The 16862-nt window shown below is 43.8% G+C and carries 14 protein-coding genes, 1 tRNA gene and 1 pseudogene; 6 read left to right on the top strand and 10 right to left on the bottom strand.

Annotation, left to right across the window (positions count from 1 at the left end):
* Positions 1-39: 39 nt before the first annotated feature.
* Entirely contained in the window at positions 40-2793 is a 2754-nt protein-coding gene (locus tag K5Q99_RS16065; protein WP_220777416.1) for a DNA translocase FtsK, read from the bottom strand.
* 344 nt (positions 2794-3137) lie between these two features.
* Positions 3138-3644, bottom strand: a complete 507-nt coding sequence (gene lrp, locus K5Q99_RS16060; protein WP_006081649.1) for a leucine-responsive transcriptional regulator Lrp — start codon at positions 3642-3644, stop codon at positions 3138-3140.
* 179 nt (positions 3645-3823) lie between these two features.
* On the opposite strand from lrp, the gene ald reads away from it, so the two are divergent.
* Positions 3824-4939 (top strand): alanine dehydrogenase, encoded by a 1116-nt coding sequence (gene ald, locus K5Q99_RS16055; protein WP_220777415.1) that lies wholly within the window; start codon positions 3824-3826, stop codon positions 4937-4939.
* Between the two features lie 342 nt (positions 4940-5281).
* Entirely contained in the window at positions 5282-6235 is a 954-nt protein-coding gene (gene trxB, locus K5Q99_RS16050; protein WP_011846834.1) for a thioredoxin-disulfide reductase, read from the top strand.
* A gap of 117 nt (positions 6236-6352) precedes the next feature.
* On the opposite strand, the gene rplT is transcribed toward trxB, so the two are convergent.
* The 4 genes from rplT to thrS form a co-directional block, all read right to left on the bottom strand.
* A complete protein-coding gene (rplT, locus tag K5Q99_RS16045) occupies positions 6353-6709 on the bottom strand; it encodes a 50S ribosomal protein L20 (RefSeq protein ID WP_006081652.1) in 357 nt (118 codons plus the stop codon).
* A 16-nt stretch (positions 6710-6725) separates the two neighbouring features.
* The gene (gene rpmI / locus K5Q99_RS16040) at positions 6726-6920 is read right to left on the bottom strand and encodes a 50S ribosomal protein L35 (RefSeq protein WP_006081653.1); all 195 of its coding nucleotides are present in this window, start codon (positions 6918-6920) and stop codon (positions 6726-6728) included.
* An 84-nt stretch (positions 6921-7004) separates the two neighbouring features.
* Positions 7005-7547: a translation initiation factor IF-3 gene (infC, locus tag K5Q99_RS16035; protein ID WP_012089240.1), complete on the bottom strand. Its 543-nt coding sequence runs from the start codon at positions 7545-7547 to the stop codon at positions 7005-7007.
* 3 nt (positions 7548-7550) lie between these two features.
* Positions 7551-9479, bottom strand: coding sequence for a threonine--tRNA ligase (gene thrS, locus K5Q99_RS16030; protein ID WP_011846833.1), 1929 nt, complete (start codon positions 9477-9479; stop codon positions 7551-7553).
* A gap of 290 nt (positions 9480-9769) precedes the next feature.
* On the opposite strand from thrS, the gene K5Q99_RS16025 reads away from it, so the two are divergent.
* Complete coding sequence (locus K5Q99_RS16025; RefSeq protein ID WP_220777414.1) at positions 9770-10000, top strand: hypothetical protein; 231 nt, start codon at positions 9770-9772, stop codon at positions 9998-10000.
* A gap of 298 nt (positions 10001-10298) precedes the next feature.
* On the top strand, positions 10299-10499 hold the full coding sequence (locus K5Q99_RS16020) for a CPXCG motif-containing cysteine-rich protein (RefSeq protein ID WP_106650519.1): 201 nt from the start codon (positions 10299-10301) through the stop codon (positions 10497-10499).
* A 34-nt stretch (positions 10500-10533) separates the two neighbouring features.
* On the opposite strand, the gene K5Q99_RS16015 is transcribed toward K5Q99_RS16020, so the two are convergent.
* Entirely contained in the window at positions 10534-11157 is a 624-nt protein-coding gene (locus K5Q99_RS16015) for a riboflavin synthase subunit alpha (RefSeq protein ID WP_220777413.1), read from the bottom strand.
* A gap of 33 nt (positions 11158-11190) precedes the next feature.
* Here K5Q99_RS16015 and K5Q99_RS16010 point away from each other — a divergent pair, with 33 nt between their 5' ends.
* Entirely contained in the window at positions 11191-12570 is a 1380-nt protein-coding gene (locus K5Q99_RS16010; protein ID WP_106650521.1) for an MATE family efflux transporter, read from the top strand.
* Between the two features lie 254 nt (positions 12571-12824).
* Positions 12825-12901 (top strand) — tRNA-Val (locus K5Q99_RS16005).
* A 687-nt stretch (positions 12902-13588) separates the two neighbouring features.
* Here the strand turns inward: K5Q99_RS16005 and K5Q99_RS22545 are convergent.
* The 3 genes and pseudogenes from K5Q99_RS22545 to K5Q99_RS15995 form a co-directional block, all read right to left on the bottom strand.
* Positions 13589-14197, bottom strand: coding sequence for a helicase-related protein (locus tag K5Q99_RS22545; RefSeq protein ID WP_281422445.1), 609 nt, complete (start codon positions 14195-14197; stop codon positions 13589-13591).
* Between the two features lie 470 nt (positions 14198-14667).
* On the bottom strand, positions 14668-15606 hold the full coding sequence (locus tag K5Q99_RS22540; protein ID WP_246604513.1) for a DEAD/DEAH box helicase family protein: 939 nt from the start codon (positions 15604-15606) through the stop codon (positions 14668-14670).
* 68 nt (positions 15607-15674) lie between these two features.
* Positions 15675-16733, bottom strand: a pseudogene (locus tag K5Q99_RS15995) (molybdopterin-dependent oxidoreductase); the annotation flags it as partial.
* Positions 16734-16862 lie beyond the last annotated feature (129 nt).

Raw genomic sequence — 16862 nt, 5'->3', positions numbered from 1 at the left:
AAAACCCTTGGGTGTATCAAAGCCACGCCTCAGCGCGGCTTAATAATGTTTTGGTGCCGGCGGCGCTAAGACCTCACGGTTACCGTTGTGGCCTTGAGCCGAAACAATACCTTGGGCTTCCATCTGTTCAATAATGCGCGCTGCACGGTTATAACCAATCTTAAATTTACGCTGTACGCTTGAAATCGAGCCGCGACGAGTTTCGGTCACAAAGGCGACGGCTTCATCGTAGAGTGGATCATATTCTTCATCGGTGTCTGCCGTTTCACCCGGTAGTAAGACTTGCTCACCATCGCTGGCACCATTAAGAATTTCATCGATATATTGCGGTTTACCACGTGCGCACCAATCGGCAACAACGCGGTGAACTTCATGATCGTCAACAAAGGCGCCATGGACACGGTTTGGCACCGCAGTACCCGGTGGTAGGAATAACATATCCCCCATCCCGAGTAAGGTTTCAGCGCCCTGTTGATCTAAAATGGTGCGCGAATCGATACGCGATGAAACTTGGAACGCCATACGTGTCGGAATGTTGGCTTTAATCAAGCCAGTAATCACATCCACTGACGGTCTTTGGGTTGCCAGGATCAAATGTATGCCTGCGGCACGGGCCTTTTGCGCGATACGGGCAATTAACTCTTCAACTTTCTTACCGACAATCATCATCATGTCGGCAAATTCGTCGACCACGACAACAATCGATGGCAGCTTATCTAATGCAGGCGCTTCAGGCTCCATGCTGTCGGATGACTTCCACATAGGATCTAAAATCACTTCGCCATTGGCTTTCGCTTCGGCAATTTTGGCGTTATAGCCCTTGATGTTACGCACGCCCATCATAGACATTAGCTTGTAGCGACGTTCCATCTCGCCCACACACCAACGCAGTGCATTGGCAGCTTCTTTCATGTCGGTAACGACTTCACAGAGCAAATGTGGAATGCCTTCATAGACAGACAATTCCAACATTTTGGGATCGATCATGATAAAGCGCACATCTTCTGGGCCCGACTTATACAGTAAGCTGGTGATCATCACGTTTACGCCCACTGACTTACCCGAACCTGTGGTACCCGCAACCAACAAATGCGGCATTTTACCAAGGTCAACCACCACAGGATCGCCGGCGATATCTTGGCCTAACACCATAGTTAAATTGGATTTACTGTCGGTAAACGCGGCGCAATCTAACACATCGCGCATAAACACGGTTTCACGGAATTTATTCGGCAATTCGAGTCCGACATAAGCCTTACCCGGAATAACTTCAACTACGCGCACACTTTCAGCTAGCAGTGAACGGGCTAAATCCTTTGACAGATTAGAGATTTTTGACGCTTTAACGCCAGGCGCTAATTCCAATTCGAAGCGGGTGATCACAGGCCCTGGGTACACCCCCACCACATTGGCGATGATGTTGAAATCAGCTAACTTCACTTCAACCAGACGGGCGACTTGTTCTAACTCTTCTGGGCTGATCGGATTCTTTTTACGATCAGGCACATCAAGCAAATTGATGCTGGGTAAGGGGTCCATGGGCTTTTTCGGTGCGGGTTTATCATCTTGCCCGGGTAGCACCACTATGCCATCCACAATTTTCGCTTTTTGATCTTGCTGCTTACGCTGGGCTTGATTCACAGCGCCCGTTGAGGTTTTAGTATCAAAATCAATGACGTCATCATCGGTAAAGCCTAAGCTTTCATCATCATCTTCCGCAAAGTTTTGGCTGTTAAAAACTGGCTCATTGTCGTCGTGATCGAATGCCTGCGAATTGAAATCGGCGCTTTCTTGTCCATCATGTCTTGCATCTTGGGCTTCGGTTAACCAAGGCGGCGCTTCAAAATTGCCATGGGCGGCCAAATCATCATGATCGATTTGAGGTTCAACCCTTTGTGCATTTTTACTTTTACTGCCATTCAAACTCAAAATTTTTGCGAGTGCCGATAGCTTGTTTTTTTGCGGCGCAGCTTCTTCAGTATTAATGCTTTCGGTAATAAACCCTTCATCTGCGGCAGTAGACAAGGTTGGGGTTATTTCGGCTCTGCGACCAATATGACGCTCACGCACCTTTGGCGTTTCAACGACTGGCGGCTTTTTAAGCACATATTGTGATTCGCGGCGCTGCTTAAACTTATCGACTACAGACATAAAACCACGGGTATCTTCGGTTTCACGCTCACGCTTCATCGCTTGCGGTAATAATTTAAGTTTCTTATAAATCCAAATAGAGACTAAGCCGATTTTCTCGACCACGGTCAGCCAACTGATCCCAGTTAATAAAGTAAAGCCAGAACCTAAGAAGCACAGCAACAATAAGGTGGTGCCGAGTTTATTAAAATACGGCAGCATGGCTTGGCCTATGACATCACCCGCCACTCCGCCTGCCGAAAACTCGTAGATGTTGTTAGCGTTCATACTCGCCAACGCAGAAAACCCAAGGATGATCAGCAAAAAACCAATCAATCTCAGGGCCACTGAAAAGTAATCAACTTCGAGCAAATGATGGGCGCGTTTGAACAGCAGCCAGCCGGTCGAGGCGACAATGATTGGCATAATGTAAGCCGTGACGCCGAAGAAATATAACAGAATATCGGCTATCCAAGCCCCTACAGCTCCGGTCCAGTTTTTTATGTCGCCTTGAAAATGCGACTGACTCCAACCGGGATCAGACGGACTAAAACTCGTCAATGCGAGTAAAATATAAGTGGCGAGGACACAACAAATGATGAGTCCGCCTTCCAGCAGACGTTGCAGGCCAGTGAGCGTGCGTACACTATTTCCTTGAGACAAACGACGTAATCCATAAAAAGTGAAAACAGGTGGGCTAACGATACCAGAATCCCACTAAATGTGGAGCACATTAGCCTGTTTTTCTGTGCAGAAATGGCCATGATTGGCAAAAATTAACCTATTGGGATGTTTAAGTGTGCTTTTGGAGAGGAATGAGTTATTACACAATCACTTCCGTTAACAACTCTGCTTAAAAATGCCACAAAAATATGCCCCTAAGTTGGCGAACTTAAGGGCAATGACAAGGTTAATCGCTATAGGTGTTAAACGGGATAGGTGTGCTGACTTGACCAATAAATAAGGAGCCTAAGCCCCTTATTGTAAAACCAAACAATCAGGGTAATTTAGATATCTGAGAGTAGATGATTTATCGCTACGCGACTGGTGTGCTTAACTTCTTCCATCACAACATAAGTGCGCGTGTCGGAAACAGAAGGTAATTTCAACAAGGTTTCACCTAACAAGCGACGATAAGCTGACATATCTGAAACACGGGTTTTCAGTAAGTAGTCAAAATCGCCTGAAACCAGATGACATTCTTGAATGTCGTCGAGTAACTGCACTGCACGGTTAAACTTATCAAACACTTCGGGAGTATCACGGCTTAAGGTGATTTCCACGAATACCAGTAGGGATGCACCCAGGAAATGAGGATTGACCAATGCGGTATAGCCATTGATATAACCTTGCTTTTCGAGTCGTTTCACTCTTTCTAAACACGGAGTTGGACTAAGTCCGACTCTTTTTGATAATTCCACATTAGAAATGCGGCCATCAAGTTGTAATTCATTAAGAATGTTGCGATCGATGCGATCCAAGTCTTTTACAGGACTCTTTTTATTATATGCCATTTATTTAACCTTGCTTTATCACTAAAACAACATTTTATTCTACGTATGCCGAAAGTTCAGCAGCATAAACTGCGTCGCCGATACTATACTAGATATCCCTGAATTAATCACGTTCAGGTCACGATAAAATAACAATTATGCCCATTAAAAGTGGGTTTTCAGGCAATTGAGGCTCAAAGATGATTATTGGTGTTCCCAAGGAAATTAAAAACCACGAATATCGTGTCGGTATGGTTCCTTCTAGTGTTCGCGAGTTAGCGATCAAAGGTCACAAAGTTTTTGTAGAAACAAATGCTGGCACAGGTATTGGTTTTTCAGATCAAGATTATATTGATGCTGGCGCCACAATTTTAGCGACTGCTGCTGAAGTTTTTGCTAAAGCGCAGATGATTGTAAAAGTAAAAGAGCCTCAAGCAGTTGAACGCGCTATGCTGCGACACGATCAGATTTTATTTACTTATCTGCATCTTGCGCCAGATTTACCGCAAACTGAAGATTTAATTAAAAGTGGTGCCGTATGTATCGCTTACGAAACTGTGACTGATGACCGTGGTGGCCTGCCCTTACTTGCCCCTATGTCTGAAGTTGCTGGCCGTATGTCCATCCAAGCTGGCGCTATGGCATTAGAGAAATCTTCTGGTGGTCGCGGTATGTTACTGGGCGGCGTTCCAGGTGTTGAACCTGCTAAAGTCGTGATCATTGGCGGCGGTATGGTCGGTACTAACGCTGCACAAATGGCGGTTGGCATGGGTGCTGATGTGGTTGTACTTGACCGTAGCATTGATGCACTGCGTCGCTTAAATGTGCAATTCGGCTCTGCCGTAAAAGCCATTTACTCTACTGCTGATGCAATTGAACGTCATGTTATTGAAGCCGATCTTGTGATCGGTGGCGTACTGATCCCAGGTGCTGCGGCACCCAAATTGGTTACCCGTAGCATGATTTCACGTATGAAGCCTGGCAGTGCCATCGTTGACGTAGCAATCGATCAAGGCGGTTGTGTTGAAACTTCACACGCAACCACTCACCAAGATCCAACTTATATCGTTGATGATGTTGTGCATTACTGTGTGGCGAACATGCCAGGTGCGGTTGCTCGTACTTCCACTTTCGCACTTAACAATGCAACGCTACCGTATATTCTTAAGTTAGCTAACTTAGGCTATAAAGAAGCGCTGTTACAAGACAAGCACTTACTCAATGGCTTAAACGTGATGCACGGTAAAGTGGTCTGTAAGGAAGTGGCTCACGCCCTGAATTTAGCGTTCACCTCTCCAGTTTCATTACTGGCATAAGCGTTTAATTAGCTTAAGTTTTCGATGTAACATTGCATTTGCTTTACCTAGCAAATGATCCAAATCGGCCTCGACTCTGTTGAGGCCGATTTTTTATTGGCCAGAACCAAAGCTCAAGCATGAGAATCGATAATCTCTCCCGTATGCAAACTTGTCCCGTGCTTTCGCTAGTGATGCCCTCTCAAGGTGTTTATTTCGCCACAGTAAAGTAAAACTGACACTCTGAATACCAAAGCGCACTGACTCGATTAGCGCAATCTAAAAGAATCACCCTCCAACACTTTACCCCTACAGGTAAATTCCCTACAATCCTTGCAATTTGCTAAAGGCACGGAGATAAAAATGAGCCAGGTCAGACATTGTAACTTATTGATTTTGGGTTCAGGCCCAGCAGGATATACCGCAGCAGTTTATGCTGCGCGTGCTAATTTAAAACCTGTGATGATCACAGGTATGCAGCAAGGTGGTCAATTAACCACTACGACTGAAGTTGAAAACTGGCCAGGTGACGCGGATGACTTAACCGGTCCAGCGCTGATGGAACGTATGCAGAAGCATGCTGAAAAGTTCGATACTGAAATCTTGTTCGATCACATCAACGAAGTGACTCTAACTGAGCGCCCTTTCCGTTTGAAAGGCGATAACGGTGAGTACACCTGTGATGCGCTGATCATAGCAACTGGCGCTTCAGCCCGTTACTTAGGATTAGAATCAGAAGAAGCATTCAAGGGCCGCGGCGTATCAGCCTGTGCGACCTGTGATGGTTTCTTCTATCGCAATCAAAAAGTCGCTGTGATCGGTGGCGGTAACACTGCCGTTGAAGAAGCATTGTACTTAAGCAATATTGCCGCTGAAGTGCATCTGATCCACCGTCGAGACACCTTCCGCTCAGAAAAAATCTTAATCGACCGTCTGATGGACAAAGTCGCCAATGGCAACATCATCCTTCATTTAGATCAAACCATGGATGAAGTGGTTGGTGATGCTATGGGGGTGAACGGCCTGAAGATGAAGAGCACTAAAGATGGCTCGATCACTGACTTAGCCGTTGCTGGTGTGTTCGTCGCCATTGGTCACAGTCCTAATACCGGTATTTTTGAAGGCCAGCTGGAAATGAACCACGGTTATTTAAAAGTACAGAGCGGTTTGCAAGGTAACGCCACGCAAACCAGTATCGAAGGTGTTTATGCTTGTGGTGATGTGATGGACCAACATTATCGTCAAGCGATTACTTCTGCTGGCACAGGCTGTATGGCCGCACTCGATGCAGAGCGTTATTTAGACGCTAAAAAGTAATTAAACTCAAAACTTTTTTCAACCAATAGCAGGCTTAGCCTGCTATTTTTTTAGCTAAAAATGACACATAAAAAAAGGGACCAAATGGTCCCTTCTCTACAGCAACAAACTAATTTCTTAGTTTAACGCTTCTTTTGCTTTTTCAACTAAAGTTGCAAATACAACTTTATCGAATACAGCGATGTCAGCCAAAATCTTACGATCGATTTCGATAGACGCCTTTTTCAGACCGTTGATGAAACGGCTGTAAGACAGACCATTTTGACGAGCAGCAGCATTAATACGTGCAATCCAAAGTTGACGGAATTGACGTTTTTTCTGACGACGGTCACGGTAAGCATATTGACCAGCTTTAGTTACTGCTTGAACAGCAACACGGTAAGTACGGCTACGAGCGCCATAATAACCTTTAGCTAGTTTTAAAACTTTCTTGTGACGAGCACGAGCGGTTACACCACGCTTAACTCTTGGCATTTTCTAATCTCCTAAATTAAGCGTAAGGTAATTGACGCGCGATTGCTGGAACGTCAGCTTTTGATACTAAACATTTGGCACGTAAGTGACGTTTACGTTTAGTGCTTTTTTTCGTCAAAATGTGACGTAAGTGTGCTTGCTTGCGCTTGAAACCATTAGCGGTTTTCTTAAAACGCTTTGCTACACCCTTGTCTGTTTTCATTTTAGGCATTTCTAAAACTCCGCATTGGGATGTTTAATAAAAAGCAAGGCGAGCAAAGGCCATAGACCTTTGCTACTTTAAGTTTTGCCCTACTTATTTCTTTTTAGGCGCTAGCACCATAATTGCTTGTCGGCCTTCCATTTTCGGGAAAGATTCAACAACCGCATACTCGTCCAAATCAGCCTTGATACGGTTCAATAGATCCATACCCAGGTTTTGGTGTGCCATTTCGCGACCTCGGAAACGCAGCGTAATCTTCGCTTTGTCCCCGTCTTCCAGAAAACGTATCAGGTTGCGTAGTTTTACCTGATAGTCGTTTTCGTCAGTTCCAGGACGGAATTTAATTTCCTTGACCTGAACCTGCTTTTGCTTCTTCTTTTGTTCCTTGGCTGACTTAGCCTTATCAAAAAGGAACTTACCGTAGTCCATAATGCGACATACTGGAGGTTCAGCATTTGGGCTGATTTCTACTAGGTCTACACCTGCTTCATCTGCCAAATTCTGAGCATCTCTGATGCTTACCACACCAATAGCTTCACCATCAATGCCTGTTAAACGTACTTCTGGTACGCCTGTGATTTCTTCATTGATTCTATTAGGGGCCGGCTGACGCCCTGCTGTTTTTTTGATCTTTATGACCTATTCCTCCAACAATTTGAGACTACGGAGCGAAATCTGTTGATGGATTTTAGTGGCGAAATCTTCAAGTCGCATCTTACCTAAATCGATACCATCACGGGTACGCACCGCTACTTCCTTATTTTCCATTTCTTGATCGCCAACGACCAACAAATAAGGGACACGCCTTAAGGTGTGCTCGCGTATTTTAAAGCCTATTTTCTCATTCCTCAAGTCAAAAGACGCTCGAATACCTTGTTCTTTGAAGAATTTTACGACTTCTTCAACATAATCAGCCTGTTTATCGGTGATATTCATCACGACAACTTGCATTGGGGCTAACCAAGTTGGGAAACGTCCTGCATATTCTTCTATCAAGATACCCAAGAATCGTTCCAAAGAGCCTAAAATAGCGCGATGGATCATCACAGGGGTCTGACGGCTGTTATCTTCGGCAACATAAGTTGCACCAAGACGGCTTGGCAACGCATAATCGAGCTGCACAGTACCACATTGCCACGCTCGGTCCAAACAATCGTGTAAAGTAAATTCGATTTTTGGTCCGTAGAACGCGCCTTCACCTGGCAAAATAGTGAATTCAATATTATTGTCACGCAGCGCTTGCTTAAGTGCTTCTTCCGCTCTGTCCCACATTGCATCGTCACCGATACGTTTTTCAGGACGAGTCGACAGTTTTACCACGATATTTTCAAAGCCGAAGGTGGCGTATGTATCGTAAACCATCTGGATACAGGCACTCACTTCTTCTTGGACTTGGCTGTCAGTACAGAAAATATGGGCGTCATCTTGGGTAAAGCCGCGTACGCGCATTAATCCGTGCAAAGAACCAGAAGGTTCATTACGGTGACAGCAACCAAACTCTGCCATACGTAATGGCAGGTCGCGGTAAGATTTCAACCCTTGGTTGAAGATCTGCACGTGGCCTGGGCAGTTCATCGGCTTGATAGCATATTCGCGGTTTTCGCTGCTGGTCGTGAACATGGCTTCTGAGTATTTATCCCAGTGACCAGAACGTTCCCACAACACGCGGTCCATCATTAATGGGCCTTTCACTTCTTGGTAAGTGTATTGGTTTAACTTACGGCGAATGAATCTTTCTAATTCGAGGAAGATGCTCCAACCGTCGTTATGCCAGAACACCATACCCGGTGCTTCTTCTTGCATGTGATACAAGTCGAGCTGCTTACCGATTTTACGGTGATCACGCTTAGCCGCTTCTTCAAGACGGGTTAAGTGTGTGCTCAAGGCTTTTTTATCTGCCCAAGCGGTACCATAGATACGTTGCAACATCTTGTTTTCTGAGTTACCACGCCAATAAGCGCCGGCAATGCTCATTAATTTAAAGTGTTGGCAAAAACGCATGTTCGGTACGTGCGGTCCACGACACATGTCTGTGTATTCTTCGTGATGATACAGCGCAGGCGTTGCATCTTTGCTGATGTTTTCATCCAGAATGGCAATCTTATAATCTTCGCCACGCGCTGCGAAGGTATCGCGCGCTTCTTGCCAGCTAACTACACGTTTAACTACGTCATAGTTAGTTTTGGCCAGTTGAAGCATGCGCTTTTCTAACGCGTCGATGTCATCTTGAGTCAACTTATGCTCAAGGTCGATATCATAGTAGAAGCCGTTATCAATAACAGGACCAATCGCCATCTTGGTTTCTGGCCACATTTGCTTAATCGCGTGACCTAATAAATGCGCGCAAGAATGGCGAAGAATTTCAACACCTTCTTCGTCTTTGGCGGTAATGATTGATAGTTCTGCATCGGTTTCAATGAGATCGCAAGCATCTTTTAATTCGCCATTAACGCGGCCAGCGATACAAGCTTTCGCTAAACCTGGGCCAATATCGGCGGCAACATCGAGGGTTGATACAGCATGGGCAAACTCGCGTTTGCTACCATCGGGAAGTGTAATTACAGGCATGAAATGTCCTTTCCAGTGGTGACCCACACGTAGGGCCACTTGGTTTTAGTTAATGTAAGAGAAATGCTCGCTAGGTTAAGACAGTACAGGAGTCTTAGCCGCCTTGCGTAGCAGGGCGTTTATTCTAAGGGATTGTAGCTAAAAGGCGCAAGCATATTGACCAGAATTGGGATTAGAAACAAAAAGCAAATTCATGATTTTGCAGTGTCTTGGTAACTTAGCGGTCATCTAAATCCCCTATTCTGGCGCCAGTTTATTAGTCATCACTGAAAACATGACAGGGAGTTGATATGTTGAACGGCATTTTATTGGCTGTGGCACTCACGAACACAAGCGCTTTACCTGAGCCGCAGGTGTTAACCACAAATGAACCTCAGATTGATACTCAAGTATTACTCGTTGATATTAAAAGTGAACTTGTGCAACAAATGCAGCGTTTAACCCTAGATATTACACAAAATGCCCGCGATGGTGTGTTACACAGCAGCGCAATAGAAGATTTAGTCACAGTTAAGGATTAATGCTAAAAGCGTTATTGCTCCACTAAGAAAAGCATTTAACCATAAGATCTATCATGCTGGGTTTTGAGGCCGACTTCATCTAAGTATGCGCACAGCACTCTGTTGTATACTCAAATAGGAAGCCCTTAAATAGACACCACTCGAATGATGACGCACATAATGAATTCTTAAGATTGAACAAAATCAAGGCGCTAAACAATAGGCGCGATACCGACTAAGTGTTAGCTGTGCTGAGTGAACTGAATGATTCGCTCTATTCTATTGTGGCTTTCTTCTATTAGGTATAAGGAGTTACACTATGAGAGTCATGAACAAAGTGATTGCTTGTCCCCACTGCGGGCACCACCAACATATCAGTATTGATGCCAGCTGCGGAGATCAAGATTATTACGATGATTGTCGAATTTGTTGTAATCCCATTCATTTACGCTTACATATCGATGAGTCGAGACGTACCGTGGAGCTGTATATCGACTCGGATGACGAGCAAATATATTAAATGAGATTGTACTAAAGGCGATGATGAAACGAGCCTAACAGGCTTGCTCGTTAAAACGTCTAGCCAGCACGCGCTCGACTGTGTCGACGATAACTTGTGTTTGGCTATCGATCTCAATGTTGAGTTCATCACCCACTTTACACTGACTTAAATTGGTCAGCTTTAGGGTTTCGGGAATTAAGTGTAACTTAAAGCCGGAGTCACTCACCTCGCCAACCGTTAAACTACTGCCATTAACGCCAACAAAACCTTTATAAAAAATGTAATCCATCCATTTAGGCTCAATGCCCAGTGTCAGATCATAATGCTGTTCTGTGTGGCTGATATCGACAACTTTAGCCTTAGTATGAATATGGCCGGAGAGAATGTGACCACCAATTTCACTACCGAAAGTTAACGAACGCTCAACATTAACGCTTTGACCTATCGACAAATTAGCCAGATTCGTCAGTCGCAAGGTCTCTTCCACTACGTCGAAAAATACCCTATCATCAACCACCTTAGTCACAGTTAGACATACCCCGTTATTTGCCACACTTGCACCAATCGCAAGTCCCTCATGCAAATCAGGTTCGAACGCTACCTCAAGGGTATTTAGGCCATCTTTCTTATGTATTGCAACCACCTCGCAGGTGGCTTGAACTATACCTGTAAACATTTTTTGCTCGCTTAATCGTTAAAGGCTGTATTTATGAATCATTCAGGCTATCAAGCCAAACGTTTAATCCAATTGGCGCTGCCAGTGCTAATAGCACAGGTCACTCAAACCATGATGGGCTTTATTGATACCGTCATGGCGGGCCGTGTTAGTGCGGTCGATATGGCCGCTGTTGCGGTCGGCACTAGTCTTTGGTTACCCGCTATTCTGTTCGTCCAAGGTTTGCTGATGGCTTTTACACCTTTATTTGCCCACTACAATGGAGCGAATAATCAAAAAGCCATTCAACCTTTAGCCTTTCAAGGGGCCTATCTTGCCATCATTGGCGGCATTTGCGTGATGATTTTCCTCGCATCAGCGCCCTTTGTACTTGGCCATATGGATTTAGAACCCGAATTATACCGCTTAACCATTGGATATCTCGACGGTATTTTATGGGGCGCCCCTGCATTTGTGCTTTACCAAGTACTACGAGGCTGTAGTGAGGGGATTTCTTACACTTTACCGACTATGGTCATTGGCTTTGTCGGCTTAGCGGTGAACATACCCGCCAACTACATCTTTATTTACGGACACTTTGGCGTACCTCCGATGGGCGGTGCTGGCTGCGGTATTGCCACTGCCTTGGTTTTTTGGGCCATGCTGATTGCCATGACTATTTATATGCAAGTACATAAGAAATTTGCGGCCTTAGCTCCTTTCAGTAAATTTCATCGTCCTGACTTTGAAACGATGAAAAAAATGACCAAACTCGGTATGCCGATAGCAATGGCGCTGTTTTTTGAAGTGAGTTTATTTGCCATTATTGCGTTGTTACTCGCCCCATTAGGTGCAACTGTGGTGGCAAGTCACCAGATAGCACTGAACTTTTCTGCGATTGTATTTATGCTGCCGTTGTCTATTGGTATCGCAGTATCGATTAGAATTGGCTACTACTTGGGTCGCGATCGTGCTGATATTTCTGCAGTGGTCGCCAAAGTGGGTTTATGGTTAGCGCTATCCCTTGCATTATCAACTGCAGTCTTGACCGTCATATTTAGATTCCAAATTGCAGAGCTTTATAATGGTGATCCTGAAGTGGTCGCTTTAGCCGGCAGCTTGATGTTAATGGCGGCACTGTATCAATTATCGGATTCAGTTCAAGTGGTTGCCGCCGGAGCCCTACGTGGTTATAAAGATACCCGCAGTGCCTTTTATATCACGCTGTTTTCCTATTGGGGCATAGGTATGTCACTCGGCTATACCTTGGCTTATACGGATCATATCGTTCCTGCCATGGGCGCACACGGTTTTTGGACCGGATTGATTGCAGGTCTCACCTCGGCGGCGCTGCTATTTTTCATTCGACTGCGTTACATCCAAAAACATGGTGTGCATTTAAGCCTAATTGAAGGCGACAGTGTGCATCACTAATCGGATAGGCAAGATTTAAAGCAACGGCGAGCATTAAGCTCGCCGTTTTGTTTATGTCTTAGTGGTTTGACGTGCTCAGTAAGTCTAACTTGCCGTTATATCAATAACTTTGTTGAAACACTGGACAAGTTGCACAGCAATTCACCATTTGACGATAATTTTGATTTTTTTGCTTGCCAGCCCTGCACTATGCCCCTAATATAGCGCTCGTTCCAAGGCGCAATGCTTTTGAATAGCAAGTTAATATTTACGATGCACCCGTAGCTCAGTTGGTTAGAGCACTACCTTGACATGGTAGGGGTCGGTGGTTCGAGTCCACTCGGGTGTACCATTTCTTGTTGTAAATCAATTATCTAACTAATAATGCTATTTTAATTCTGCGCCTAGGTTTAAATTCTTCAATTCTAGATAACATTAATTCAAACAAGCTTAAATTTTCACTCATATATTTTTCTCCACTTTTATCTTTGTAGTTTAAATCCTCCATTTCAGATTTGTGCCCAAATTGGTGCCCAAGTGCCTAAACCCGTTTTTCGAAGATTTAGGTATGACCCCTACCCTAGTTACAGTGCTCATAAAAAGGTGCAACTTTCACTGCATCTTTGAATATTTATACTTACGATCTAATTTACTATGTCTGGCTGATAACCAAGCGATTGGTCTTCTCTAACCGTTCCTGTGTGTCCGTCCATGGCTCTAGAATGGAGGTAGGTATTAATAGATGTTGCGGCAGCAGAAAGTTAATCTGTGTTTTTAAAAATCATCACAAACCACCCAGCTAGCCAAACAAGGTACTCTTGAGCATGTAGCAGAGCGTTGCCTGAATCAAAAGCTTAAAGATGTAGAAGGGATTATAACCAGCATGATTATTTTGAAGAGCATTTAGAACGCTATAACTATGCTATCCGAGAAGATTCATCCAATCACAAATGAATAAAACATAGCCATTAATACAAATTTAATCTTGCCTGGTCCTATTATGGCCAGGCATGACTTTTATCAGATATTTTTGATTACACTATTGAGGTGAAAAATCAGGAGCCGCAGCACATAACTCATCATACAACTCGGAGAATGCTTCATCTCTTTCTGTTTCAGGTATTACTACTCCGTGTAATTGAGAGCGAAGATCGTCCCAACGCATCTTCAAAACTTGCCAATTATATTCATCATAGGTCCCTTTGAATACAATAGGTTTAACTTCTATAAAAGGCAGTTCAGACGGCTCCACTTGAGATGCTAACATTTCGTTAAACTCTTTTTCCCAACGAGAACCTAATCTATCGACTCGGCCTATTTGCTGCTCTACTACACCCGGATTCCATTCAGGGTGAAGTAAGTACACTATTCGGCAAGCTTGATGAAGATTCAGCCCCTCCCTCCCGACAACTGACTGAGCAACCAATACGTTGGGGAAGCTATTTTTACGATTAAAACCCAGTTGTAGCATGCGTCTACTTGAAGCTGAAGTACCACCAAACATTAATCGTGCCATCCCGCCTTTTACATGACCAAACTCCTCTTCAATTCGTGATTGAATTTCAAACCACAATAGTTTAGCTTCGCTGGTATTTAAATTACCGTCACCGTCTTCATCACCTTCATTTTCTGCAGTAACTGCTCCCATCAAATCAACAAAACCTTGAGCAATTTCCTGAGGAATCAATTTAAAGTCATTTGCATCAGAAAGTTCATAAATAGCACGGGTCACTAAGCTGAGAATTGAACTGGTATTCGCCTCCTCGCTTTCTGCGGCACTTTTGAACGCATGCAATAAGCTTTTTGAACGCGGATCTAATTGATTTTTAACAGATTCAATATTGTTAATTAAATTCTGCTTCGCTTTTTCTATTTGAGAGGAGCGCCTCTCGTACTGCTTTTCAAGTCGAACATTTATTTCATTTAGATCCAAGTTAAGATCAAGTTGTTTGGCTGCGAAAATTACGGCCTGTACTTCAGAGTCGCTGTCATCAACATTGTTACCGTCGTGCACTTTAGTTTGAGGCCAAAACTCATCCTGCTCTAACCTTCTCAACATCTCTCTAGCATTTAATAACTTAACCAGGATCCTCATTGGTTTCGTTAGCTTACCGAATACTAATGCCTTTTGCCCGTTACTAAGGTTTTTCTCAATTTCTTCGACAATTTTAAGAATAGCTGGGTGCTGGTATAAAGACTCATCACCATTACGATAAGCTTGTGTAATCTGCTTTTCCACCATAAGCTTCGTTGCTTCTTTTTGCTGTCAACCGCAACGTTTTCTACTTCTAGCACTTCATCAGACTCTTCCCTACTAGACTCTGCATCTATAATACCGGCCACACCATGCCCGTTAGCTAAAGTCAGGCGAGCACGCTTAGATACGGAGTCTTGTTGCATACTCGACGCAGCGGATAAGCCCTCAACTGAACACACTATACGTTTCCATTGTTCTGATAGTTCACCAACTTCAATGGCAACTTCAGTTTGCTTCCGATAGGCATTGATTGGTTGATTTGAAATTTCATGAAAAGCTTTAATAGTTGTGTCTTGACGCTTATCTCTGCGAAGTAAATAAGGTCTTAATGACGTTTCAAACGATTTTGCTGCTTGCTTAAAATCATTACGTACAAGCTCATCCGTCTTCCAGAATTTACGTAACTTACTTACTGAACTAGCATAGTCTTCAACACTAGCGAGTATAGGTTTTTGAATATCCTCTGTAAGCTGAATTCTGTGAAGTATCTGTTTCCATTGAGTGGAGTCTAATTCAACTGGTGTAGCTGTCATAGCAAGCCTACGACCTTGTGGGTTTTGTATGATCACACGTTCAAGCACACGACTAAGGCTACTCGTGTCACCTCGACTTTTATGGGCTTCATCAATAACAACTAAATCAAAAGAACCCAAACCCAGACCCACTGCATTTTCAAGTAGTTCTCGATAGTCATTTCCAGAAGTAAATTTATCACCGCCAAAAGAACTCATTGCCCAATTAAATGATTGAGTAATGTTATTCAACACATCTCTACAGGGATGATTTGTTGGTAATGCCATGACAGTTTTAACAATTCTACGAGCACAATTCTCTGCATCTAGATATTTTAAATCTTCATGAGAATGATATCCAGTGTTGGGTCAACTTTGGCGTAACCCTGTTCATCGAGTTCATAGAACCAAGATTCCTTGTTATAGACGCGGGTTTCTTCGTTGTAACCACTGAATAAACCATCGTTAAATTCAAAATCTTCACGAACAATGAATGGCGCATTAGTATAAGCCTTCACGTATTCATAGTTAATTTGATTTGTTTCAATAAGATAACGACTTATTCCGAGCAAGAAAGCAATATCTGTCCCCGAGCGTAATGGCGCATAGTAATCCGCGACCGCCGCACTACGATTAAAGCGGGGGTCAACAACAATCAATTTAGCCTTGTTGTACTGCATGGCTTCACTGACCCAGCCAAAACCAACGGGATGAGCTTCTGCGGCATTGCCCCCCATAATGATCACAAGGTCACTATTTTTGATATCAGCCCAATGATTTGACATTGCACCACGACCAAATGTCGGGGCAAGGCTTGCTGCAGTAGGAGCATGACAAACCCGAGCAATATTATCGAGTTGGATCATGCCTAATGAACGTCCAAATTTGTGTGTTACAAAACAGCCTTCATTGGCTTGGGCCGATGAGGTCATCATCCCCATGGTCAACCAACGGTTAACCGTCTCACCTTTTTCATTTTTCTTAATAAAGTTAGCATCACGGTCAACTTTCATTAAGTTGGCAATACGCGTAAAGGCATCTTCCCAACTTATTCTCTGCCATTCTTTACTACCTGGCGCCCTATATTCAGGATATTTTAATCTATGCGGACTATTAACATAATCAAGTAGTCCAGCACCTTTAGGGCATAATGAACCACGGTTTATTGGGTTATCAGAATCCCCCTCTATATGGAAAATAGTTTGCTCTGCATTCTTGCCATTACTGCTGTGGCTATACATTAATAAGCCGCAGCCAACCGAGCAATAACAGCAATTATTACGTGTTTCTTTAGCTCTCAGTAATTTGAATTCTCTAACAGCAGCAAAAGCCTTTTCAGACATCAAACCCAGCGCAGAAATCGCTGAAGTCGTTGCACCTGCAACACACAGCTTAAAAAACTGACGTCTATTCATAGCAGGGTGAGATCGTGAATGTATTTTAACCGTTTTGAACCCAATTTGACGAACGGTATCGATTATGATCTTATGCTCTCTTTTTCTTATAGAGAACATCAGAGCATGTACCTTGAAGCCTTCACGTCT

The organism is Shewanella hafniensis (assembly GCF_019655335.1).
In the GTDB taxonomy this organism is placed as follows: Bacteria; Pseudomonadota; Gammaproteobacteria; order Enterobacterales; family Shewanellaceae; genus Shewanella; species Shewanella hafniensis.
This window is presented reverse-complemented; position numbering and strand designations above follow the sequence as displayed.